Origin of the sequence: Paenibacillus pabuli (assembly GCF_039831995.1) — a bacterium.
GTDB lineage: Bacteria > Bacillota > Bacilli > Paenibacillales > Paenibacillaceae > Paenibacillus > Paenibacillus pabuli_C.
Genome location: NZ_JBDOIO010000005.1, coordinates 440907 through 465554 on the forward strand (window position 1 = coordinate 440907; position 24648 = coordinate 465554).

At 49.8% G+C, this 24648-nt stretch carries 22 protein-coding genes; 8 read left to right on the forward strand and 14 right to left on the reverse strand.

All coding sequences use genetic code 11. The annotated features are described in order from the left end of the window. Positions 1-50 precede the first annotated feature (50 nt). Positions 51-1493 (reverse strand): glucuronate isomerase, encoded by a 1443-nt coding sequence (gene uxaC, locus ABGV42_RS28700; protein ID WP_347384767.1) that lies wholly within the window; start codon positions 1491-1493, stop codon positions 51-53. Between the two features lie 203 nt (positions 1494-1696). On the opposite strand from uxaC, the gene ABGV42_RS28705 reads away from it, so the two are divergent. After that, positions 1697-2446: an MBL fold metallo-hydrolase gene (locus tag ABGV42_RS28705; RefSeq protein WP_347384768.1), complete on the forward strand. Its 750-nt coding sequence runs from the start codon at positions 1697-1699 to the stop codon at positions 2444-2446. 113 nt (positions 2447-2559) lie between these two features. Here the strand turns inward: ABGV42_RS28705 and ABGV42_RS28710 are convergent, their stop codons facing one another. The 3 genes from ABGV42_RS28710 to ABGV42_RS28720 form a co-directional block, all read right to left on the reverse strand. Further along, the gene (locus ABGV42_RS28710) at positions 2560-2886 is read right to left on the reverse strand and encodes a hypothetical protein (RefSeq protein WP_347384769.1); all 327 of its coding nucleotides are present in this window, start codon (positions 2884-2886) and stop codon (positions 2560-2562) included. A 470-nt stretch (positions 2887-3356) separates the two neighbouring features. Beyond that, a complete protein-coding gene (locus ABGV42_RS28715; RefSeq protein ID WP_347384770.1) occupies positions 3357-4829 on the reverse strand; it encodes an alpha-amylase in 1473 nt (490 codons plus the stop codon). A 107-nt stretch (positions 4830-4936) separates the two neighbouring features. After that, positions 4937-7282, reverse strand: coding sequence for an ATP-dependent DNA helicase (locus ABGV42_RS28720; RefSeq protein WP_347384771.1), 2346 nt, complete (start codon positions 7280-7282; stop codon positions 4937-4939). A 135-nt stretch (positions 7283-7417) separates the two neighbouring features. Between ABGV42_RS28720 and ABGV42_RS28725 the strand changes: the two genes are divergently transcribed. Then, positions 7418-7915 carry an antibiotic biosynthesis monooxygenase family protein gene (locus tag ABGV42_RS28725; RefSeq protein ID WP_347384772.1) on the forward strand — a complete coding sequence of 166 codons (498 nt, stop codon included), beginning with the start codon at positions 7418-7420 and terminating at the stop codon, positions 7913-7915. A 163-nt stretch (positions 7916-8078) separates the two neighbouring features. Further along, complete coding sequence (locus ABGV42_RS28730) at positions 8079-10061, forward strand: LTA synthase family protein (protein WP_347384773.1); 1983 nt, start codon at positions 8079-8081, stop codon at positions 10059-10061. Between the two features lie 125 nt (positions 10062-10186). Here ABGV42_RS28730 and ABGV42_RS28735 read toward each other — a convergent pair whose 3' ends face one another. The 4 genes from ABGV42_RS28735 to cidR are packed head-to-tail and all read right to left on the reverse strand — an operon-like array spanning position 10187 to position 13436. Continuing rightward, complete coding sequence (locus ABGV42_RS28735; RefSeq protein WP_347384774.1) at positions 10187-10858, reverse strand: GNAT family N-acetyltransferase; 672 nt, start codon at positions 10856-10858, stop codon at positions 10187-10189. Positions 10859-10889: 31 nt separating this feature from the next. Next, the gene (locus ABGV42_RS28740; RefSeq protein WP_347384775.1) at positions 10890-11567 is read right to left on the reverse strand and encodes a GNAT family N-acetyltransferase; all 678 of its coding nucleotides are present in this window, start codon (positions 11565-11567) and stop codon (positions 10890-10892) included. 60 nt (positions 11568-11627) lie between these two features. Next, positions 11628-12485 (reverse strand): carbon-nitrogen hydrolase family protein, encoded by an 858-nt coding sequence (locus ABGV42_RS28745; RefSeq protein WP_347384776.1) that lies wholly within the window; start codon positions 12483-12485, stop codon positions 11628-11630. A 57-nt stretch (positions 12486-12542) separates the two neighbouring features. Then, complete coding sequence (cidR, locus tag ABGV42_RS28750; RefSeq protein ID WP_347384777.1) at positions 12543-13436, reverse strand: cidABC operon transcriptional activator CidR; 894 nt, start codon at positions 13434-13436, stop codon at positions 12543-12545. A 164-nt stretch (positions 13437-13600) separates the two neighbouring features. Here cidR and ABGV42_RS28755 point away from each other — a divergent pair, with 164 nt between their 5' ends. The 3 genes from ABGV42_RS28755 to ABGV42_RS28765 all read left to right on the forward strand — a co-directional run bounded on the left by ABGV42_RS28755 (position 13601) and on the right by ABGV42_RS28765 (position 15273). Continuing rightward, on the forward strand, positions 13601-13972 hold the full coding sequence (locus ABGV42_RS28755) for a CidA/LrgA family protein (protein ID WP_347384778.1): 372 nt from the start codon (positions 13601-13603) through the stop codon (positions 13970-13972). Continuing rightward, positions 13969-14649: a CidB/LrgB family autolysis modulator gene (locus ABGV42_RS28760; protein WP_347384779.1), complete on the forward strand. Its 681-nt coding sequence runs from the start codon at positions 13969-13971 to the stop codon at positions 14647-14649. Before ABGV42_RS28755 ends, ABGV42_RS28760 begins: the two co-directional genes overlap by 4 nt. A gap of 105 nt (positions 14650-14754) precedes the next feature. Continuing rightward, complete coding sequence (locus ABGV42_RS28765) at positions 14755-15273, forward strand: AbrB/MazE/SpoVT family DNA-binding domain-containing protein (protein WP_347384780.1); 519 nt, start codon at positions 14755-14757, stop codon at positions 15271-15273. A gap of 210 nt (positions 15274-15483) precedes the next feature. On the opposite strand, the gene ABGV42_RS28770 is transcribed toward ABGV42_RS28765, so the two are convergent. Next, entirely contained in the window at positions 15484-15855 is a 372-nt protein-coding gene (locus ABGV42_RS28770) for a DoxX family protein (protein ID WP_347384781.1), read from the reverse strand. A gap of 480 nt (positions 15856-16335) precedes the next feature. Here ABGV42_RS28770 and ABGV42_RS28775 point away from each other — a divergent pair, with 480 nt between their 5' ends. After that, positions 16336-16608: a winged helix-turn-helix transcriptional regulator gene (locus tag ABGV42_RS28775; RefSeq protein WP_236146850.1), complete on the forward strand. Its 273-nt coding sequence runs from the start codon at positions 16336-16338 to the stop codon at positions 16606-16608. 116 nt (positions 16609-16724) lie between these two features. Here ABGV42_RS28775 and ABGV42_RS28780 read toward each other — a convergent pair whose 3' ends face one another. The 5 genes from ABGV42_RS28780 to ABGV42_RS28800 all read right to left on the reverse strand — a co-directional run bounded on the left by ABGV42_RS28780 (position 16725) and on the right by ABGV42_RS28800 (position 23018). Then, complete coding sequence (locus ABGV42_RS28780) at positions 16725-17729, reverse strand: Gfo/Idh/MocA family protein (RefSeq protein ID WP_347384782.1); 1005 nt, start codon at positions 17727-17729, stop codon at positions 16725-16727. A 68-nt stretch (positions 17730-17797) separates the two neighbouring features. Further along, positions 17798-19456: a glycerol-3-phosphate dehydrogenase/oxidase gene (locus tag ABGV42_RS28785; RefSeq protein WP_347384783.1), complete on the reverse strand. Its 1659-nt coding sequence runs from the start codon at positions 19454-19456 to the stop codon at positions 17798-17800. A gap of 406 nt (positions 19457-19862) precedes the next feature. Continuing rightward, positions 19863-21347: a glycerol kinase GlpK gene (gene glpK / locus ABGV42_RS28790; RefSeq protein ID WP_347384784.1), complete on the reverse strand. Its 1485-nt coding sequence runs from the start codon at positions 21345-21347 to the stop codon at positions 19863-19865. Positions 21348-21432: 85 nt separating this feature from the next. Beyond that, positions 21433-22011 (reverse strand): glycerol-3-phosphate responsive antiterminator, encoded by a 579-nt coding sequence (locus ABGV42_RS28795; protein ID WP_347385235.1) that lies wholly within the window; start codon positions 22009-22011, stop codon positions 21433-21435. A 239-nt stretch (positions 22012-22250) separates the two neighbouring features. Then, complete coding sequence (locus tag ABGV42_RS28800; RefSeq protein ID WP_347384785.1) at positions 22251-23018, reverse strand: GTP cyclohydrolase II; 768 nt, start codon at positions 23016-23018, stop codon at positions 22251-22253. Positions 23019-23345: 327 nt separating this feature from the next. Between ABGV42_RS28800 and ABGV42_RS28805 the strand changes: the two genes are divergently transcribed. Continuing rightward, complete coding sequence (locus ABGV42_RS28805; protein WP_431523700.1) at positions 23346-24620, forward strand: ABC transporter substrate-binding protein; 1275 nt, start codon at positions 23346-23348, stop codon at positions 24618-24620. Positions 24621-24648 lie beyond the last annotated feature (28 nt).

Genomic DNA, 24648 nt, shown 5'->3' on the forward strand with positions numbered 1-24648 from the left:
CCACAAAAAACCGTGACAGGTCGCCACGGTTTCGAAAAGTTCTATGTTAATCAGGACTGCGAAGCGGATACGGTTTTAAGGGAAGCCGAGAACGGGAAATATTCCTTGGCATTATTGTAAGCAATGCCTTGGACCATCCGTCCGAGCAATTCCATATCATGCGGTGCCTCCCCTTGTTCCACCCATTCCCCGATCAGATTGCAGACCAGACGGCGGAAATATTCATGCCGTGTATAGGAGAGGAAGCTGCGGGAGTCTGTCAACATCCCCACAAAGCGGCTGAGCAGGCCGACGTTGGCCAGAGCCTTCATCTGAGCGAGCATGCCGTCCTTGGTATCGTTGAACCACCATGCTGCGCCAAGCTGAATTTTGCCCGGAATACCGCCGCCCTGAAAACTGCCGATAATGGCAGCCAGCACTTCATTATCCCGCGGATTCAATGAATAAAGAATGGTTTTTGGCAGCGCCTGCTCCTGCTCCAGTGCATCCAGCAGACCGATCATCGCGGAAGAAAGCGGCGTATCATTCACGGCATCATATCCGGTATCCGGTCCAAGCCGTGCGAACATCCGGCTGTTATTGTTACGGGCCGCATTCATATGGAACTGCATCACCCAACCCCGCTCTGCATAGAGCTTGCCCAGGAAGGTCAGTGTAACGGTCTTGTACTTGTTCTCTTCCTCACGGCTCACTTGATGACCTGCGAGTGCTTTGGCAAAAATGGCTGCCGCTTCTTCCCGCGTTGCCTTGCCATATGGCACGTAATCCAGGGCATGGTCGGATACTCTGCCCCCTACGGAATGGAAGAACTCCACCCGGGATTCCAGCGCTGAGAGGAATGAATCATAATCGGAAATTGCTGTGCCCGAAGCCTGAGATAGCTTGCCCACCCATTCCGTGAAGGTATCCCGGTTCAATTCAAGTCCTTTATCCGGACGGAAAGAAGGCAGTACAGCTGTATCGAAGCCTTCGATCTCCTGAATCTTCAGATGGTATTCCAGGGAATCGCAAGGGTCATCCGTCGTGCACACCACAGTGACGCCCGATTTCGTAATCAGGTCACGTGCGCCAAACCCTTCACTGTTCAGCTTGGCGTTTACCTTGTCCCAGATTCCTGGAGCACTGCTCTCATTCAACACTTCGTATACCCCGAAGTAACGCTGCAGCTCCAGATGAGACCAGGCATATAACGGGTTGCCGATCATCATCGGTACCGTTTTGGCATAAGCCAGGAAGCGATCATAATCGGTCACTCCTTCGCCGCCGGTAATGTATCGTTCTTCAATCCCGTTCGCTCGCATCAAGCGCCATTTGTAGTGATCCCCGTATAACCAGGCTTCCGTAATATTGCCAAACGTCTTGTTCTCGTAGATCTCCTGAGGACTGAGATGGCAGTGATAGTCAATAATCGGCATGTCCTTGGCATAATCCTCATATAACTTGACGGCTGTCTCATTGTGCAGCAAAAATTGTTCATCCAAAAAAGACTTCATTCGCTTCGCACGCTCCCTTTGGGTGAGTTTACGTTCATATGGGTACACTTCCCACCTTTACGCTACACTGTTTCCTCCCAAAGTTCAATAAAAAATGATAGCGTATTCAAAAAAGGTTGCTTTAGGCATATGCCCCCGAACAAGATATACTGGTTTTAATGGTACATATGCTGATCTGAAGATCATACAAGGAGATGAAATCGTTGAAAATTACATTTCTGGGCACAGGAGACATGTTCAGCGTGGAGCAGCATCACAACAGCATGCTCGCCGAATTTGGAGGTACACATCTGGTCATTGATTTTCCGGAATCGAATGCGAAAGCGCTCAAAGAGGTTGGGTTTCCTATGACCGATATCCATAATGTATTTATCACACATTTGCATGAGGACCACATCAACGGCGTACAAATGCTCGGATACTATTCTCAAATTGTGGGTGACCGTAAACCACGCCTGTTTATCCACGAACAGCTGGTCGAGCCGTTATGGAATATTTTATCTCCAGGCATGCGCTACACCACCGATGGCGAGCGTACGATGAACGATTATTATGATATCGTCCCACTGCCGGATGGAGGCACATTTGAGCTGGGCGGCGTGACGTTCGAGACTTTCCGCACCCAGCACGTTCCGGGCATGGTCAGCAATGGTATTCTTGCCAAGCCCTACTTCTACTACAGTGCGGATAGCACGCTGGATCAGGACAGGGTCGAACAAACTGCTGCCGATGTGCAGCTGATATTCCATGAATGCCATATGCATGATCTGGTGATCAAATCACATACCTCACTGAAGGACCTGGAACAACTGCCTGCGGAAGTGAGACAGAAAACGGTCTTGATGCACTATCATGACGAATATGCTGATGCGGACAAACGGAAACAGTTCAACCGCGAGCATGATCTGCAGATGGTCGGCACATTGGAATCGTTTGAGCTGGATGAGAAGTAATGTAAGTATAGGATGCTTCGAGTAGTTTCAGGAGCTGAAGCATCAATTTACTAGAAGATGAGGTGGCCTTCGTTCACGTTCCCATACGGAGCCGAATAGAGCTGCCTTTCTATTTATTCATCCTCTCTCCATGTTCTCAAGTAATCCATCGCCTCGGAAGAGGGTTCGGCTTTCAGATGAAAGTAATCTTCTGTTCGATCCTCATTCGGTCCATAGGAGATTTTAATGTACATGTTCTCGTAGACATGAATGATATTGCTGTCTATCTCCGTTTCTGGCTTCAACGTATATTCCCTGCTCAAGCTTAATCCCAAAGGTTCATTGTCCGGACCGAGGCTCGTTTCGTGTGTATTGTGCACGTTAGAGTTAAGAAGCTCCGAGGCATTGATATTATTTAACATGGATGAATTTAGTGTAAAAGACTGAATTACATTATCCATTGGCACCCGAACCTCGCTTACCAAGATTTCATATGTAATAAAGTCAGCCCCGTTTTCATGACTTACGTTCACACTTGCTGTTAATGTATAGTCATTGGGGGAATTTTCCCTGAAGGAGCCTGGGTTCTTCAAAATGTGTTGATTAAGATCTCGTCGCTCGGAATTAAGCGTGTAGTCGTCTGTTCGTCTGGTTTCACCGTTCGGCCCCTTGTTTGGGAATATGCTGCAGGCCACCAAACACACCATTAAAAGTAAGCATGCCCCCGTATGTATAATTCTCCTCAATCCATCGACCCCCTAGAGTCTACATAAAAAAAATACTTCTAACTAATGATCAACGCACATGTATTTGGTTTATTATTCCATTATAGGATAGCACAATAATAAAAGCTGGACCCAGCAGAAAAACCACCTGCAGGCATTCCGTCGCCATTTCAGGTGGTTTAGTTGTCTTTATTTATATCCCGATCTTACTCAGTCACACTCTCGTCATCAGGCAAAGCCCATACGGACAAACCTCCGCCACACACATGGAAAGTAGCCCATCCATCCTTCTCAATGGTGATGCTATCCTCGCAACTGTGTGTCAGATCCGTCCATACTTCACCGGCGCGATGTTCGCCGACAAACATTCGTTTCTCGCCATCATCCCCATTGGAGACCACCACCGCACAACCGGATCCCTCGATTTCTTCCACGCCGCGGCGTACCCATCCAATTGTATTCGGATGATCGAAGTAATCCTCCTGCTCTCCATAAGCTTTGTTATAACGGGCAGACAGCAGGACATCCAGAATCTCCTTTTTACCCTCCACAGGCTCGGGACCACCAATACCATAATAATCCCCGTAAAAGACGACCGGATACCCATCACGGCGCAGCAGGGTAAGTGCATACGCGCTCGGTTTAAACCAGTCATCAATCCACGATTCCAGCGCTTCATGCGGCTGCGAATCATGATTATCCACAAACGTTACGGCATGTGTTGGATGTGTCTGAACCAACGTGTCATCAAAGATTTTGGACAGGTCGAAGTCCCTGCCTGCCAGTGAAGCTTCGTGCAGCTTGTAGTGAAGAGACACATCGAACAGATCAATCTGATAATCCACCGTATCCAGGAATTCACGGCAGGCATCCAGATTGGAATTCCAGAACTCGCCTACGATGTAAAAGTCCTGCCCCCGCTTGCGAATCATCTCTGCTGCAAACTCCTTGATGAATTCATGGTTGATATGCTTGATCGCATCCAGGCGGAAACCACTGCATTGCAGCGTATCGATCAGCCATTTTCCCCATTGGAGCATCTCCTTGCGGACCTCCGGGTGATTGTAATCGATATTGGCGAACATCAGATAATCATAGTTGCCAAACTCGTCATCGACATTCTGACTCCAATTCTTGTTCTCTCCTGCGATGCGGAATATGCCGTTGCGTTCCTTCCTCGCATCAAAGTCCGTACCGTTAAAGTGCTCGGAGGTCCATTTGAAGGAAGAGTATTGGTCGCCACGACCCGGGAACGTAAATTTGGTCCAGCCTTCGATCTCGAACGGTTTGGATATTTCCTTTGTCCGGTCGTTCGGGTCAACTTCGATGACTTTGAAAACTTCCTTCTCATCGGCACCCGCCTTGTGGTTCATGACCAGGTCAACATAGACGGCTACGCCGTTTTTCTGACACTCGGCAATGGCCTCCACCAATTCCTGTTTGGTGCCATACTTCGTCCGCACACTGCCTTTCTGGTCGAACTCCCCGAGATCGTACAGATCATAGACACCATATCCGGTATCTTCAGGGGTAATGGCTTTGGTGACAGGGGGCACCCATACCGAATCAATGCCTTTGGCTTTCAGCTCCGGAGCCATTTGGGCCAGTCGTTTCCAATGCTTACCGTCTGCAGCCAAATGCCATTCAAAAAACTGCATCATCGTATGATTTCTTTTCATCAAAAACCGACCTCCTTGATTGCTTTCGAAGCGGACGTTGGAACGGATATGTATTCGCCCTTGTTCGTTCGTTTGCTATCCAAGTAATACCCTTTTTGGCCTATGCTTCAATCACCCTCAGATAAGTTTCCGGATGAAGGTGAGATGCGCTTGTAATCCAGCCACTCCTCCGGCAGCAACGAACGATACGGCTCCTGGGTGAAGCGATCATCCACCAGTACGAGTACGCCCGTATCCTCTTCCGTCCGAATCAGCCTGCCGCCTGCCTGCAGCACTTTGTTCATCCCGGGAAATACATAAGCATAGTTGAAACCGTTACGTCCTGAGCGATCAAAATAGTCACGAAGAACGTTGTTCTCCAGTCCAATCTGGGGAAGCCCTGCACCCACCACGACAACCCCATTGAGACGATCTCCCGGCAGATCCACTCCTTCTGAAAATACGCCACCCATCACGGCGAATACGAGCCGCGTTCGTTCCGGATGCGGCTGGAATGCATTCAGGAATGCCTCCCTTTCCAGCTCACTCATGCCCTGTTCCTGCATGACCGTATCGGCCTGGGCAGGAAGCTGCATATAAGTCTCATAGACTTCACGCATATACGGATACGAAGGGAAAAAGACAAGCAGATTGCTGCGCGGCCACTCGGATACGAGCTGGTGCAGCATATTCGCAATCGGCTGCCTTGATTGCTGCCGGTCCTTATAGCGAATGGATAGCGGAAGCAGTCTTACATCCAATTGTTCCCGCTGAAAGGGTGAAGGGATACGCAAAGTGTAATCCTCCTCCTCTGCACCAAGCATGTCCCGGTAATAACGCAGCGGCGACAAGGTTGCCGAGAAATGAATGATGGAGCGGAACCCTTTCGCCGTCTGGCGAAGCAGCACGGATGGATCGAGACAGAACAGCTTCACTCTCACTTCGCTTCGCACACATTCGGCATACGTGACGAATCGTTCATCGTACAGCTTGGCGATACGCAGGAAATTCTGAGCCGTGAAATAGGCATCCAGCAGCAGTTGATCCGTCTCGGCATTTCCCGAACCGCCTTCCACAAGATTTTGCTCTGCAACCATGACAAAGGGCTCCAGCAATTCAATCAGTTCTTCCGGCGCTTCCTGCTGCAGCAGCTTGCCCTCTTCTCCCCCGTTTTTGCGCAGGGTGATCAGATACTTGTCGATGGCTCCCGCATGGTCTGTAATGGCCTTCGCGGCGGCGACACTGCTGCCTAGCGTCTTAAATTCCCTTTTGACATCCAGGAAAACAGCCTTCTCCAGCTCAGCGGAGAACATCATGCGGCCGCGATCGACTAGGTTATGCGCCTCATCGACCAGCAGCACCGTTTTGCGTTTCTGCTCCTCCAGCATGCGCTTGAGGGAAATACGCGGGTCAAAAATGTAGTTATAGTCACAGATGACTGCATCGGCCGCATATGCCGCATCCAATGAAAATTCGAACGGACATACCCGATGCTTGCGCGCGTATTGTTCAATGACCGGGCGTGTCATCAATGTTTCATGTTCCAGCATATCCAGCACTGCCCCATTAATGCGATCATAATACCCTTCACACATGCCGCACTGTCCGGTATCACAGGCTTCTTCTTCCTTGAAGCAGATCTTGTCCTTGGCGGTCAAGCTGATCACATGCATGTTCAGCCCTTCTGCCTGCATTTTGGCAAAAGCTTCTTCTGCCGCAACACGAGTCGTCGTTCTTGCCGTAAGATAGAACAATCGACTGGCTTCACCTTCACCAATGGCCTTGACTGCGGGAAATAATACGGACATCGTCTTCCCAATTCCGGTTGGAGCCTTTGCCATCAGTCCCTTGCCTTCACGAATGGTCTGATATACTGCCCCTGCAAGCTTGCGCTGCCCTTCACGATATTTGCGGAACGGAAACGGCAGTTCTTTTACAGTGATGTCCCGCTTCTCTTCATATGCAGCGATCATCTCGGCATAAGGAGCATATCCAGCAATAACCTCAGCGGCAAATTGCTCAAGCTCCTCACGTTCCAGCATGCGCCGATATCTTCTCTCCTGGTTAGTCACAGTCTGCACATAGGTGAGCTGCACCTGCATTCTTGGCTCATCCTGCCGAACAGCATACATATATGCATACATGATGGCCTGCGCCCAGTGGACCGGAAGTCCGTCGCCCAGTTCATCCAGGTTGCCGGCTGTTGATTTGATCTCATCGACGGTCAGCTGACCCTCCAGACGAATCAGCCCATCACATCGCCCTTCCACCACATAAGTCAAGTCCCCATGCTGGATTTCAGCTTCGAGCACAACTTCTTTCAGATCTTCTTCCGTATAATCCTTCTGCACCCGCTGGTGAATCCGGGTTCCTTCCTGCATGGATGCATTGGAGCGGAAACCGGGACGAATGCTGCCGCTGCGATATACATATTCAACCAAAGGTCTGACCGATATTTGAATGGTCTTTGTCATGCGATCACCCGTTCTGTTTTAGTCTTTCTACTTTATCATGAAAGGAGCTGACCAAACCAGCCATTCTGCAGATTGGACTCGTCCCTCCCCATATGCTATGTTGAGGGGGAACGTACATTTAAGGAGGCAGCTTCCATGTATATTTATTTGGTTCCTTCCCCGATACCGGACGTGCTCGCTGCATATCCGCATCTGACCTTGCGGAGCGAGGAGCAGGTTCGTCTTGCCATTGAAACAAGTGAACGTCTGCTCAATATTGAGCCAAATGACAGCGTAGCCGCATATGAGGCATTTGATGCCGCAGGCTCCTGGACAGGCGGCAGCTTTGCTGTTTTGAATAATATCCCGGTTACGGAAGACGGCCGTGGTGACTTCGAGGAGCGGTTCAAAAATCGTGCGCGCAAAGTGGAGGACGAGCCGGGTTTTGTCGGCATTCGTGTGCTCCGTCCCCTGAAGGATGATACGTATGTTGTACTTACCCTGTGGGAGTCAGAGGATCACTTCAAAAACTGGCAGCAATCTCAGGCATACAATCATGCCCACCGCAATCGCAGTACAAGTGAAGGGCTGACCGCACAGAAACCAGCCATGTTTCCAAGAGCCTCTTATGTCACGACATATACGATAGAATAATTGGCAGTTTAATAGACGCCAGCATCCCACGAGTTTTACGTATGCAGCAGATCACATGGCCTCTCCCTGAATGGGAGGGGCTTTTCTATTTCGGATTTTTGACACAACATACCATGAGGTAGCATAATACTTGTTAAATGAAACTTCGGAAGGGAAGGCGGTTATGTTGTCACGCAGTTCACTCACCCGGTTTCTAAGCGGACCGTTTATATTGTTTACCGTGATCATGATTATCAAAAGCTCCCTGGCCTGGATCGTCATTTTCGATGATATCCCGGTCTGGAAACCATTGCTTACCGAGCTGCCGCTGATTTGGATCTGCTTCTGTCTGATTGAGTGGTTTGCCGCCAAAAGACGGATGTGGGCCTATCTTGCACTGAACCTGGTGCTGTCAGGCATTTTTTTCGCAGCCATTATGTATTACAAGTATTACGGGGTTATCGTCAATTATCATGCACTCGCGCAGGTTAATCAGGTGACGTCGGTGAAGAGCAGCATGTTCTCCCTGCTGGATCCGTATTACCTGTTTATTTTCGCGGATGTTCTGATTATTGGTGGCATATTGATCCGGCGCCGGATTAAGCTTGGCATTACCGAACGTCCGGAAAGGATACCTCTGGATCGCAGAAGCAGACGCAGAGTCGCCTCCGTTATTCTGATAATATCCCTGGTAATTTGCATGCTGAATATCTATCCGAACCGGGCAAGCATGAGCGAAATTACCCAAGCGGAACAAATGGGGATCCTCGGTTACGAGGCTTATACTATTCTGGCAGATCGACCTGACAAGCCCGTTCCACTTGATGAGATTAATCAGAATCGAATCGATCAGGTCAAACAAACGACAGAGATCGATGCCATTGTGGATTCGGGAGCAGCCAAGGGCCGGAATGTGATTGTCCTGCAGCTGGAATCATTTCAGAATTTCCTGATTGGTCTGAAGGTGGATGGCCAGGAAGTCACGCCACATCTCAACCAGCTTGCACAGGAAAGTTTGTATTTTCCGAACTTCTATCAGCAGGTAGGCCAGGGGAATACATCGGATGCCGAGTTTGTTGTAAATACATCATTTTATACGCCGCCAAACGGAGCAGCATCTACGGTGTATGCCGATAAAGCCCTGCCAAGTCTCCCCAAACTGATGTCCGCTGACGGGTATCAGACAGCTACTTTCCATTCCAACGATGTTCGTTTCTGGAATCGCGATCAGCTGTATAAGGCACTTGGTTTTGATCAATATTACGATATCGATTATTTTGGCACCGAGGATTCGATTGCCTTCTCGGCATCGGATGAGGTGCTGTATTCCAAGACCCTCGATAAATTGGAGGAGATGCAGGCAGATGGTTCGCCCTTCTATGCACAGATCATCTCCATGTCCGCGCATCACCCCTACCATTTGCCGGAGAGCAAGGTTAGTCTGACGCTGCCCGAGCGGTACACGGATACACTGCCTGGCGATTATCTCGTATCCCAGCATTATGCCGATCAGGCGGTAGGGCAGTTTATTGAGGGTCTGAAACAACGCGGACTGTGGGAAAATAGCCTGCTGGTGGTATACGGAGACCACCTTGGCCTGCCCATCTACTCGCTGGATCGGGACGACAAAGAGTTAATGAAGGAAATCTACGGCCGGGAGTATACATCCGCGGACATGATTAACATTCCGCTTATCATTACAGCGCCCGGTGTTACACCTGCCGAGCAGCTCCATCAGATCGGCGGACAGGTGGACATTCTGCCAACGATAGCCGGACTCACAGGGGCATCTCTCCAGGATCAACTGCACTTCGGGCAGGATCTGCTGCGGGAGTCGGGCAATCTGCTGCCTGAGCGCTACTATTTGCCCTCCGGCTCCGTGCTGAATGACGCTTCCCTATTCATTCCGGAGACAGGTTATGGTGATGGAACCCATTACTCGCTTGCTGACGCCGGCAGGCAGGATATCAAGCACGTGGAGAACCGTTCGAATCAGAAACCTGAGTCATCGGAAGAGGCCGCTGTTCCGGCAAATGCCACAATAGATGACGGCACATCGCCCTCCTCGGGTTACATTACCAAGGACGAGTACGAGCGTGCTTTGGATCTTATGCATTTGTCCAACAGTTATTTGAACCAGTTGCCTGACCGAAATACAGAAAAGTAGCTAGAAGCAATCATTCAATCTATTAAAAGAGCCCGTGGAACAGGAATGGAATCCTGCTTCATGGGCTCTATGCATTTCCAGCCAATCATGGCCATGTCATGCTGTAAATAATTCGAAAGTTGTACTTACAAAGGCAGCAGAGGCACTGTAGTGCGAGCTTTCAGCTGGTCTATCATGGCAAGCCATTCCTGGGGTTTATTCGGCAGGACGGCATAATAGCGATTCAGGAAATCCGCCACCAGGCTGGCTGGCAGTTCTCCCTGCTCCTCATTGCCCGGCATGAAGCAAAGGTCAAGACCACCTACTGCTTCCCCATCCCCTTGCCAGGAAGGATGAACATATGGGAAATCCAGTCGTTGATATCCGAGATGGGACAGCACTTCGCGCCGCACATACGGATCCATTGGTTTGATGCCGCCAAATGCATGATCCTGGCTAAGATACGGATTATAGATCTCGGCGAACATGCCAAACAGTTCCTTGCCGTTTGCGGCAGCAAGCTGCTGCAGGTCACGCTTCCGATGGTTGGCAAGGAAACTGCCAATGCCCAAACCTTCACGGCCGATGATCGTAAAATCCGTCATGGCCACATTCCAGTCTTCGTAATAGCGGTATTCTGTCGCCCCCACGACGTTTCCTTCATGTACAGCCACAAATACACGAATGCCGGGGTCTTCCAGCGGTTCCTGCCACAGCGGAAAGTCCAGTACTTCCTCAGGTGGGAAAACTTCCTGCATCAGCTTGTGCATTTGGGCAAACAGAGGATCATTAATTGAAGTAATTCGTGTAAATTCCATGGACTCATCTACCTCCAATGATAAATGTGCATTATGACTTGAACGGATTGCGCCATTCCATGAGAGCCGCATAGTTGCAGGACTCCTCATCATCCAGATAATCCGTTGCTACGCCAACTGGCAACCGGCCGCAGCGCAGCAGGAATGAGATCACCGGATCGTGTTTCTCGCCGGATACCACCTGCTCCAGATACGATTCAGCCGTCATTTCATCTGCCACCAGATGGTATCCGGGCATTCTTCCGGCACCGAGCAGCCGGTCAAGTCCCTGTGCAATGACCAGATGGTACATGGCCTGCATCATGAGCTGCGCCAATCCCCATTTGCGGTATTTTGGCCGCACACAGAGATCAACGATGTAGAGCGTGTTGCCATCCGGCTGATGATTGCGGATGTACCCATCATCCGTCACTTCAACCCAAGTGTGTCCTGCCGGATGTGAAGGGTCCCATTGCATGCGCAGCGAGGTCATCGATCCCGCCAGCTCGCCATCCACCTCAATGCAGATGGCCCCCTCCGGGTAGTGGGCTACATGGCTGGCAAGCTGTTCATGGTTCCAGAGCAGCTCTTCCGGATAAGGCGGAGGGAAGCTCTCGGCCTGGATACGAATCAGTTCATCGAAATCAGCCTCCTGATACGTACGAACGACTGTCCTTACGGGCTTACCGTGTCGATCCGGACCGGTAATCAACATCTCTTTTTGATACATGCTGATCATCTCCTCCTTACAACAGCTCCTGCTGTTACTGGTCATTCCTCAATCAAAAGCCTACTCCCAGTCTGTATACAGATCGGTGCGGCGGTCACGCCATGTCGTTACAGATCCGCGCTCACGTACTTCGTAGAGCAAATCCAGATCCAGATCAGCCGTTACGATCATATCATCGTTAATCTCACCTTCAGCCAGAATGCCGCGCGGCGGGAACGGGACATCATTCGGCGTAATAATGGCAGCCTGTCCGTAGTTGGCACGCATGAAGTCGACTGTCGGCAGATTGCCCACCGTTCCGGTCAGTACAACATAAACCTGGTTCTCCACAGCACGGGCATGACTGGTATAGCGCACCCGATAGAATCCGTGACGGTCATCTGTACAGGACGGACAGAAAATAACGTCAGCCCCTTTTGCCTTTGCCATACGCACAATTTCCGGGAACTCAATATCGTAACAGGTTAACATCGCAATTCTGCCTTTATCTGTGTCGAATACTTCAAGGCCATCACCCGGTGCCATGTTCCATTCCTGTACTTCGGTCGGTGTAATATGGATCTTGGCCTGGCGTGCAATACGGCCATCAGGATAGAACATGTGGGCGGTATTATACAATTTCCCTTCACGACGGATGACATGGGTTCCCCCGATCAGATGCATGTTGTACTTTGCAGCCAGTGAAATGAACAGCTGTTCATATTGCTCCGTGAAATCCGGCAAATCCTCAATGGTCAGGGCGTTGCCTTGACCGTCACCAATGGACATGAGCTGCGTTGTAAAAAATTCAGGAAACAGCACAAATTCCGTTCCGAATTCGTCGGCTGTCCGTATGTAATGCTCGGCTTGAGCAGCAAACTGCTCAAAGGAGCTGATGGTTTGCAATTGGTACTGTACAGCGGATACCCGCAATTTCATGTTTCTCCACCTCCATCATTATTCTGCTCTCATTGTAACAACGAAATGAAGTAATTTCTATTTCCGTTCTTCGCTCAACATTGCCTTGGTGAAACCGATCCATTCCCGGGTGGCAAAAGACAGATATCGGTCCTTGCGCCAGATCATGCCGAGCTGCCAAGGGATCACGGGTTCCACAACCGGCATAATGCGTACACGCATATGATCCACTTCACGGCAGATGGTCTCCGGCAGCAACGCCACCCCTAGATTGGCAGCAACCATTGCGCTGAGCAGATCCCACTGGGAGCTCTCATAGACGACCCTGGGCTGAAATCCTACATGCTGACAGGCAGCAATGATGCGATCATGCAGGGCGAAATCCTCCCTGAACAGCACGAATGCATCATGCTCCAGTTCACGCAGAGCAACCGACTCTTTTCCCGCAAGCGGATGTGAAGGATGGACGAGCAGATTCAGCTTTTCCTCCACAAAAACAAAATGATCGATGAGCTCATCCACGGTCGGCAGCACAGCCACACCAATATCCAGTGCACCACTGATGACATCAGCCTCGACCTTCTTGGCTCCATCCTCAAACAGTTGAATGCTCACTTGCGGGTAGGCCTTATGAAATTCACCGATAATCATGGGGAAGAAGCTGGAGCCGACCATGGGCGGCAGTCCGATACGCAGATGTCCCTTCTTCAGGTTCATCAGATCATCGAGTTCGGACGACAAACTGCGAAACGACTTCTCAATTTCAAGTGCCTGCCTGAAAAAGACATGCCCCGCATCGGTCAATTCGACTTTCTTCCCATACCGGTCCAGCAGTGTAACACCGAGCTCATCTTCAAGGCTTTTGACGGTTTTGCTAATCGTCGGTTGGGTGATAAACAGAACCTCAGCCGCCTTGGTAAAGCTCTGCTGCCGGGCAACTTCCAGAAAATATTGCAAATGGCGGATATCCATCGTCTGATCCCAGCCTCCCATAGATAAATGGAATAGAAAACATTCTTAATATGCATTTTACTCATGAAAGAATGCGATGTAAAATTTGTAACAAGAAAGAATGTTTCCATTCATTTTCATAAACAATCAAATCATTCACGTTGATCATATAAGGAGGAATCGAAGTGAAAAAATGGGGACTTGGTATATTGCAGGTTGCTCTCCTCATGGCCTTTTCACTGCTCATGGACCAGTTGGCCCGTGCTCTCCATTTGCCTGTGCCGGGTTCGATACTCGGTATGGTCGTGCTGTTTATTTTGCTTCAGACACGGGTCGTGAAGCTGCGCTGGATTGAAGTCGGAGCTGCCTGGCTGCTTGGAGAACTACTGCTTTTCTTCATTCCTTCAGCCGTTGGCATCATGAACTATATGCCCATGCTTGAGCATGACGGACTGCAGATTCTGTTCATCGTGCTGCTTAGCACATTTCTGGTTATGGCCTGTACCGGCCTGGTTGCCACACGAATCGCCAAACGAAAGGAGCGTCACACCGGATGATTGGATTTCTCTGCCTGTTGCTGACTGTCGGTATTTACTTGATCGCCAAACGCATGTATCGTCAATTGCCCAAGGTTTATCTGTCTCCACTGCTGATCACGCCCCTGCTTGTCGTTGGCGTTCTGCTTGCGACCGGGACGGATTATGCAGATTACAGCAGCGGCGGCAAATGGCTGAGCCTTCTGCTTCAACCCGCTACGGTAGCTTTTGCCGTACCTCTGTATACATTTTTCCACGTACTCAAAAAGCATATATCCGAGATTGTCTTCAGTGTCATGGCCGGATCGGTGGTTGCCGTGCTCTCGTCAGCCCTGCTGGCCAAGTGGCTTCAGCTTGACTCCGGGCTGATTCACAGCCTGATTCCGCGCTCCATTACAACTCCGATTGCCATGAACGTCTCGGCTACCATTGGGGGCATCCCCGCTGTTACAGCGGTTTTTGTCATCATGACCGGTTTGCTTGGGGCGATTATGGGTCCTTCTATCGTAAAAATGCTCCGCATTGATGGAGAAATTGCCCGCGGAACGCTGCTCGGAACGGGTGCCCACGGCACAGGGACCTCCAAAGCTTTTGAGCTCAGTTCCCTGACAGGAACCATCTCCAGTATCTCCATGGTGCTGGCTGCATTGTTCACTTTGGCGGTTGCGCCCATTCTATCTAAACTTATTTTCCCATAATAGATGGAATTGTCCCTTTTATTTGAAATATTATTGTTGTATTAAAGCCCTTTCTTCCTTACAATAAGGACATGTTTTATAAGCGAATATTGCGGGGGAGATGCGATGAAAAGAACCGGAATGAAGAGATCTCTGGACCGCCTTGGACGAATTGTCCTTCCCAAAGAAATGCGGGATACGATGGAAATCCATATCGGCGATCCGCTTGAGTTTTTCATTGAAGGGAAAGAGTTGATTTTGAGAAAGTACAAATCAACGTTGTGTGTGTTTTGCGGTGATATGGATACGGATATGTATTTCAAAGAGCAATTCATCTGCCGGACGTGTGCTGTTCAATTAAAACACCCGGATGACACTCCCGAATGGTTCGTTCCTCAGAACAAACAGGCTCCTGCTGCCGTGGAGCGTCCTCCTTCCGATTCCGCCAAAGTTTCTTCCCCCACATGGGATGAGGGAACGGTAGCTGCCAGCACTGAGTACCCTGACCTGCGGCCCAAGACGGCGCGCATGCTGCAACAGATGAAAGAAATTGTTGAACAGAATCCTGGTTTGGCTCAGCAGCAGATTGCGGAAAAGCTTGGTATTAGCCAAGGACGCGTCTCCCAATTAAAGAAATTGCTATAATACGATTTCATTTTATTATTTATAATCAGGAGATCTTCCTATGAGGAAGTCCTACTGCAAGAGAACCCTTTGTGATGTGTGGGTTCTTCTTTTTTTTATCCATTCATTGATATGGAGGAGAGTATCCTGGATAAAAGATAGGATTAAAAGAAGAGCTACTGTTATTACAGCAGCCCTCCTATGTCTCTATTTTATATGCCCACTTTACTGTTACGCCTGAATGACTTCCAGGACCTCTTCTTCCTCCAGCTTGCGCATACCGATCGCCAGAACAACAATATTGGCAACGAGCAGGATCCCCGGAAGTACAACAGCCCCGTATTGTCCGTAGATCAGATGACTTCCGAGGGCACCAATCAGAATAAATGTCAGCACACCTGCTGCCAACATGCGAGTACGAGGAATCAGTAATCCGACTGCACTAAGCAGCTCCACCGCGCCCAGCAGGTACATCGTCCATTTCGGATACGAGAAGCTTTCAAAGGTCTGCACCATCATCTCCGCACCCATCACTTTGTTCAGCCCCGTCATCACAAATACACCTGCAAGCACAACCAGAAATATATATCCTATAACTCTCATTATGTATGTTCCTCCTGTAACTATTCTAAAGGTTAGATCAAAAGAAAAATTTGAGCATCTTGCCTGCTGCACATTGCAAAATCAATTCCAAATCTGCAAGATGCTATCTATGTAAAAGCCGTCTTACGACAACTCGATTTTACGTCAACATGTGAACCGATAAAGTGGTCCATTTCCACGTGATAGGTATTATTAGATACTGACTTACTTTTATGAAGTGAGTATATAATAATAAGATTATTTATTCAAGTAATTTTTTGATAAATAGTGTATAATACATACAAAAGGGTTGTTGCATGGATTTTTGTTGACCCCTTTATGAATGAATGTTTCCTTTTTTTTCGTCACAGTGGCGGTAAGCCAGACACTTTTTTATATACAACACAGTTAAACCATTCCAACATTGTTACGTGAATCGAGGTGAATACGTTGAAGCTGAGAAAAGCAAAATCACCAAGCCCCTGTTTGATCACACAGGCCATGGACATCATCGGTAAGAAGTGGGTTCTGCTGATCATGTATCAGCTGCTCTCCGGACCCAAGCGCTTCACAGAACTGGAAGCGGAAATGGCCATTAGCGGCCGTCTGTTATCCGAGCGTTTGAAGGAAATGGAGATGGAAGGCATCGTAACCCGTCATATGTATCCTGAAATCCCGCCACGGGTTGAATACGAGCTGACTCCCAAAGGCAAGGCTATTGAGCCGGTCATCAATCAGATTTATGGCTGGTCCTCCGACTGGCTGAAACGATAGCATGGCCGATCGCTTCTAATCTAAGAACACCAAAAGCCTGAATAGGTGCTGATCTTCTTCCGATCAGCTTCCCATTCAGGCTTTTTTCTTGAATTTCCATTGGATTATTTAATGAATTAATGAGAGAGATTCTTGACGGGCTTCAGCTGCACCGCCAGACCGGAATCGGCAGATGCCAGCGCTGCTGTTGTAATCTCCTGTGTACGGCAGGCATCCCCATAATCAGACAGAATCCGCGTACGATCACCCGTACGAAGAGCATGAATGAATGCTTCGTTCTCCCGTTCATACGGGTTATGTCCCGCTGGAATCTCCTGACCTGCCATCGCGTGGGCAGCAGCATTCGGCAGCAGCAGACGTTCCGGTGTCCAATCCCATACTCCCGCTTCGGTGTAGAACTGAAGTCCGGCACCGCCTTCTCCATCCGGCAGCAGGCATGTATTGGCAATGCTCGCGATGGCACCGCTCTCCAGCTTAAGCGTCACATTCGCCACATCTGCTACCGTAACATGGTCGTGTTTTTCATGCATCACACGCTGGGCTGCTACAGCATATACCTCAGTAACTTCTCCTGCACAGTATCGAAGCAGATCTACAATATGTGTGGTCTGTTCAACAAACTGTCCTCCAGATCCATCCTGTCGGCGCCACCAGGCAACTCCTGGCATACCACCCATCCAGCGTCCAAGTGCCATGCCGATCGTCTGATCCTTCATGGCTCCACGCAGCACCTGCGCAGCTTCCTGATAGCGGAAATGATAACCTACGGAAGTAAGCAAACCTGTATCTTTCACCTGATCTAAAATTTTGCGCGGGATATCCATCCCTGTACTCAGTGGTTTCTCCACGAGGAAAGGGATGCCGCGGCGAATCAGTTCCGATTCAATCGAACCATGAGACATCGGCGGAACGCAGATGTATACTGCATCCAGCTTCTCCCCATCCAACATATGTTCAAGCTCGCTGTAGCCAGCTGCATCATACACGGAAGCCATGGCCTCAGCCTTCTCCAAAGTGGTCCCGAGCACACTTGCCACACGGACGCCTTCCATTCGGGCCAAAATGTCTGCATGTACTTTGCTGAACCAGCCTGTTCCGATGATGCCGATCTGTAACGTCATGGATGTAATCCCCTCTCTTTGTTACGCGCTTACATGTTCCATTCGACCCCCGGATACGAAATCCTGCATTATAATTTGCCAGATGCCCCCAATATCAAACGGTCCAGCTCTTGTTCATACCCTGTTCTCTGCTCATCCGTCCAGCATAGCCGGTCATGCATGTACTGAATAACTGCTGACTTATACTGGCGCAACTCATGGATACGGAAAAATAAATCCCCTGTCCGTCGCACCAGGAAGTCTGCCGGGGTTACCGCCATCTCTTCCTCAATCGCATAATTCAGCATGAGCAGCAGTTCCTGTGGCATGCCATGCAGCTCGGCCTTGGCCCGTGGATCAGGCAACCGGTCATAAAGGGCATCCACATTGGAACCATACGTACGAGCCAGCCGCTCTGCGGCAGACCGATCCAGTCCAAGAGCTACCCCATCCTTGATTTTGCGCTCTACATAGACCGAATACCCTGCCGAGCCACCAACGTCCCCCCCGGAAATTGGCATCTTCTTCGTCATGCACGGACCAATGGATTGACCCGTCTCCTGCTGCAGCTGACGTGCAGCCAGATCAACGACCATTTCAGCCATTTTACGATACCCGGTCAGTTTGCCTCCCGCAATCGTGATCAGCCCGGAGGGGGAGACCCATACTTCATCCTTGCGTGATATTTCGGAAGGATTCTTGCCTTCCTCATGGATTAACGGACGTACACCCGCCCATCCCGACTCCACATCTTCGGCACGGATACGGACATCCGGAAACATGCCGTTTACCGCATCAATCACATAATCCCGATCTGATTCAGAGATGAGAGGATGTGCCGGGTCATCTCGGAAGACCGTATCGGTGGTACCCACATATGTTTTGCCATCACGCGGAACCGCGAAGACCATCCGTCCATCAGGGGTATCAAAATATACAGCCTGCCGAAGGGGAAACCTCGATCCGTCGAACACCAGATGAATGCCTTTGGTCATTTGCAGTGTCTTGCCCTGCCGTGAACCGTCTATCTCGCGAAGCTCATCCACCCATGGGCCCGAAGCATTGATAACCTTGTTTGCCCTCAATTGAACAGATTGACCTGTGACCTGGTCTGTGGCCTGGATGCCGATGACCCTGCCGTTTTCCTTCACGAATCCGTCTGCTTTTACATAATTCACAGCTTGAGCCCCGCGCTTAACCGCCTCTTTCATTACTTCAATGGTAAGCCGTGCATCGTCCGTCCGATATTCCACATATAACCCACCCCCCAGCAATCCCTCTCGGCGCAGCAAAGGTTCGCTATCCGAGACAGCTCCGGCGTTCAGCATCGTACGACGTTCGCTGCGCTTCACTCCTGCGAGACGGTCATACACCATCAGGCCAATGGACGTACTGAAGCGCCCAAACGTACCTCCCGTATAGATGGGCAGGAGCATCGGCTCCGGTGTCGTCACATGAGGTCCATTTTCATACACAATGGCCCGTTCGCGCCCTACCTCAGCCACCATTTTCACTTCAAACTGCTTCAGATATCTTAAGCCACCGTGTACCAGTTTGGTCGAACGGCTGGACGTACCCGCTGCAAAATCCTGCATTTCAACCAGCGCGGTCTTCAGTCCGCGGGACGCTGCATCAAGGGCAATGCCTGTCCCTGTAATCCCTCCGCCTAGGACCAATATGTCAAAATGTGCATTCGCCATGGATTGAAGATAATCCCCGCGTAGTGCTGCCGAGAAAGGTGAAGTCATCGGTATGCCTCCCATTCATTGCCTTTATTTTCTCTATACAATTCCTACAAAAAGAACAAAAAAAGACCACGTCATTCGCTGCAGCAATTGCTGAGCGGTACGTGGTCTCTCCCGATCTCCAGACATCATTTTTTAACTTGTGTCTTAATCCTATCACACATTTTGAGCGGCGTGAAGGCCTGAAATGACACATTATTCAAAAAAATTTCAAAAAATTGTTCTGCCCAAGGATGTAATTTCAAACTGATCCACTAACCTTTTTATTTTACTAATAGTGGATATATAGATTTCGTTCCCCAGGAAAATATCCCCTGTAAGTTATGCATCATTTTCCACCAGTAATTATCATCTTTTGAATTTGTTTAATGAAAAAGTACAAATGACCATCTCTTCATATCCCTACTCATTAGAAAGCCATCGCTGCTTTCACTGCTCGCTGCCAGCCTGCGTACAGATCATTTCTAGTATCCTCCGCCATCAGCGGGTTGAACACACGTTCCGTATTCTCATGATCTTTCAGCTCATCGGCACTTTCCCAGTAACCTACGGCAAGACCTGCCAAATAAGCTGCCCCCAGAGCCGTTGTCTCGTTCACCGTAGGGCGCTCTACCGGAACCCCCAGAATGTCGCTCTGGAATTGCATTAGAAAGTCATTGGCTGCCGCGCCGCCATCGACACGCAATGAATGGACAGCAATGCCCGAGTCCGACTCCATAGCCGCCAGCACATCCCTGGTTTGATATGCCAACGCTTCAAGTGTGGCACGGATAAAGTGCTCCTTTGTGGTCCCCCTGGTCAGACCAAATACAGCGCCCTTCACCTCACTATCCCAATACGGACTACCAAGTCCCACGAAGGCTGGCACCATGTACACACCGTCTGTAGAAGGGACCCGTGCAGCATAATCCTCACTATCCTTGGAGGAGCGCAGCATCCTTAATCCGTCACGCAGCCATTGAATGGCGGAGCCTGCCACAAAAATGCTGCCTTCGAGTGCATACTCCACTTTGCCGTTAACACCCCAGGCAATCGTTGTGATGAGTCCATGGTCCGACTTCACTGGATCTTCCCCGGTATTCATGAGCATGAAGCACCCGGTACCATATGTGTTTTTCATACTGCCCTTCTGATAACACCCCTGACCGAACAGGGCTGCTTGCTGATCCCCCGCTGCGCCAGCAATTGGAACCCGGTGGCCGAAGAAATGATAATCCATCGTGTGTGCGTACACCTCTGAGGAACCCCGTACTTCAGGCAGCATCGCTTTTGGGATATCAAGAATACCCAGCAGCTCGTCATCCCATTGCAAATCATAAATGTTGTACATCAACGTACGGGAGGCATTGGATATGTCTGTCACATGTGTACCTCCGCTAAGCTTCCAGATCAGCCAGCTGTCGATCGTGCCGAATAGCAATTCCCCTGTTCCAGCGCGTTCCCGTGCTCCTGGTACATGGTCCAGAATCCACTTCACTTTGGTACCGGAAAAATAGGGATCAATGAGCAGCCCCGTTTTCTCACGAAAAAGGTCAGCCAGCCCCTTCGATTTCAGCTCTTCACAAATATCAGCAGTTTGTCTCGACTGCCAGACTACAGCATTGTAGATGGGGCGGCCCGTTTCTTTGTCCCACACCACCACTGTCTCGCGCTGATTTGTAATCCCGATTCCGGCAATCTGGGAAGGCTTAATTCCACTCTCTGCTAAGCATGAAGCCATAACCGCAAGAATGGAGCTCCAGATTTCATTTGCATTCTGTTCGACCCAGCCCGGCTTAGGGAAATACTGCGGGAACTCCTGCTGCGCAATATGTACAATCTCCCCATGGCGGTTAAACAGAATGGCCCGGGAACTCGTTGTCCCCTGATCCAGAGCCATAATATACTTTTCCATATCGACAACCTCCTAGCATATTGCATCATTCAATTTCACGTGTGCTTGCTTGATTGACGGATGCAATAAATTTATTAAGTTTATGCTACTGTTTCGGTTCTGTAAGCGATTCCCCAAAATGTCGGATCAGGTCAAAATTGGACGTGGTCACTGCTGTTGCCCCAGCCTCCAGCGCCAGCTCAACCTCTTTGGCAGATCGAATCAGTCCTCCGGCAATAATGGGGATTCCTGTCCGTTCCGCCACCTCGGTAATAATATGCGGAATAACGCCAGGAAGCACTTCAATATAATCCGGCTGCGTCTTCGCCAGCAGTTGATAACTTTTCTCCAAGGCATTCGTATCCAGCAGAAACACCCGCTGAATGGCAGTGATCCCCTTTTGTTTTGCCTTTTGAATCACCGTCGCCCGCGTAGAGATCAATCCCGCCGGACGAATATGCTGACACAAATATTCTGCAGCGTACTCATCGTTCTTCAGCCCTTGGACCAGATCGGCATGCAGCAGGATTTTTTTGCTTCGCCGCCGTGCTTCATCCAGCAAACTCTCCAGCTGGGCAATATGAGTATCCAGCATAACCCCATAGGTGTAAGGGCCATCAATAATCGCTTCGAACTGCTTCATGCTCTTGGCAGCGGGTAACATGCTCTGTCCCTCAAATGGCACCATCGTTCCTCCTGCATCATTCAGATTGCCTATATTGTATAATCCGCATGGTAGATCGGCAAGCAGGGCCAATCATGGAAAGGCAATCCCCATAGCGTGTAATGCTCTGTATTTAACACAAAAAGGCCGTTGTCGTGCACCCCCGAAGAAGTGAACAACAACAGCCAGTCTGTCGGTTATAGCAACATGACATTTTCCATCGAAAAATCATGCTGTATTTAACACATACGGACTATACGTTAAGCCTGCGCATGTGGAAGCAGTACATCTGCCCCTGCCCAGCCATCGTTCTCTGCCAAGTGACCCGAACGACTCACTTTGGTCTGCAGGTATTTCTCGTTGAACGCCGAGCGATCGCCCCACAACGGCACACGCCCGCCTACATTCAGTCCCGCTTCCTGCAGTGCAGCCAGCTTACGCGGATTGTTGGTGATCAGAGTAACGGGTGCGGAACGCAGTGCACGCAATACGGCAATCGCATCATCATAGTTACGAGCATCATCCGTAAAGCCAAGCTGAAGGTTGGCATCTACCGTATCCAGACCTTCTTCTTGCAAAATGTAAGCCATCGCTTTGCTGAACAGACCAATACCGCGGCCTTCATGGTTCGCCAGGTAGAACAAGGCACCCGCCCCATGGGCTGCGATCATTTTCATGGATTGCTCCAGCTGGAAGCCACAATCACAGCGTTTGCTGCCAAAAATATCGCCTGTATGGCAGATGCTGTGCATCCGGATCAGCGCTTCCTGCGCTTCGGCAAAATCTCCGTACACGAGTACACTCGATTGCTGACGCTCTGCAAGTTCAGCCGTAGCCAGCGACTCAATTAGCTCGCCGCTGTCCATGACCTTATCCGATTTCAGCCAGCTGTACCACTGGAATGTGCGCGTCTCTCCATCCAGATTGACCGGAAGCTTAATCGGTCCAACCAGGTATATGAATTCTTTTCCACTCGGAAAAGTCTGAATTTTGGGGGCAAGCAGTTGAATAATATGTGAATTGATCATAATGATTCGTTCCTCCTGTTAAGCCATTTTATATGCTGATTGATTCGCATCCAGACCGAAAATAGATCACTGGACGGTTATAGTACGTATCTATATTATTGTCATCATCATTAGTTACTTTATGTAAGCAAGTTTAAAATAAAAATTTTATTGTGTCAAGTAACTTTTGTTTCTAAAGTAACTAATAAAATTAGGATACGAAACCGACACAAATTTGTGTTTCATTTTTGGAATATTGGGTATGAGTTTATAAACTGCTCATAGAATGATGTTGTAGTAGTCCAAAGTACTTCATGCCTCGAACTTAACGATGAGGGGGTTGTGCACATGATCCGCCGGAAAAGAACCTGCTGGACAGCCATCCTGATGGTCTGCGTCCTGCTCATAAGCGGATGCTCCATCTGGCCGGGACAAGACGATTCTGCGAACAACAAAAAGGTGGCGCTTACACTATGGTACTGGAACCGTTCCATTGATGATAAGCTGATTGCCAAGGCCAGGGAACAGTTCCCCAATATTGAACTGACAGCCCAGAAGATCGGCGGTGATTTCAAGGCAAAGCTCAAGACAACGCTGGCAGCCAAATCAGGCGAGCCCGATATTGTCGCACTAAACGACTGGATTATGGAACTTTTCCCCAGCGAGGACCGTTTTTATAATCTGTATGATCTTGGCGCAGGGGACGTCAAAGACCAATACCTGGAGTGGAAATGGAAGCAGGGCGTTACGCCAAGCGGACAGATGATCGGTTTCCCGATGGATACGGGACCGACAGCTCTCTTTTACCGGGCAGACCTCTTCAAGGAGGCCGGACTTCCTTTCGAACCTGAGGATGTGACCCGTCAGCTGAATAGCTGGGAAGCATATGCCGCAGCAGGCGAACAGATCAAGGAAAAACTTGGGGGCAAGGTATTTCTGACCGATAACATTGGAAGCGTTTACAACCAGGTCTTATCTCAAGGAGCTGAGCGCTATTTCCGCCCGGATGGTTCGTTTATCGGCATGGATTCTCCTCTGGTACGAACAAGCTGGGATACGTCCATTGATTTCAAGCAAAAGGGATTGCTGGCGAATGCAGATGGCTGGACTCCAGGCTGGAATGCAGCGATGAACAATGGGGAAATTGCGTCCTTCGTGGGTGCCGTCTGGATGAAACAGGTGCTGCAGGAGGCTGCGCCAGATACATCGGGTAAATGGCGGGTGGCTCGAGCCCCTGGCGGAGACGGTAATAACGGCGGTTCGTTCCTGTCCATTCTGAAGTCCAGCGAGCATCCTCAGGAAGCCTTCGAGCTGGTGCGCTGGCTGCAGAGTCCGGAAAATCAGCTGGAGCAATATCAGACGTTGAACCTCTTCCCTTCCGCACCGGGCGTGTTCAATTCCCCTGCAATGAAAGAAGAGGAGCCCTTCTTCGGCGGACAGGCGACAGGGCCTGTATTTGCCGAATCGGCACAGCATGTTCCGGACGCTTTTTTTGGTGAACGTTATCCATCGGTACACAACATTATTACCCGACGCCTGAATGATGTCGCGAAGCAAAATGCCGATCCCAAGCAGGTCTGGACCGATACCGTACACCGCGTTGAGCGGGAACTCCAGCGTTAACCTGAAGAACGTGTGTGTTCGATATCCG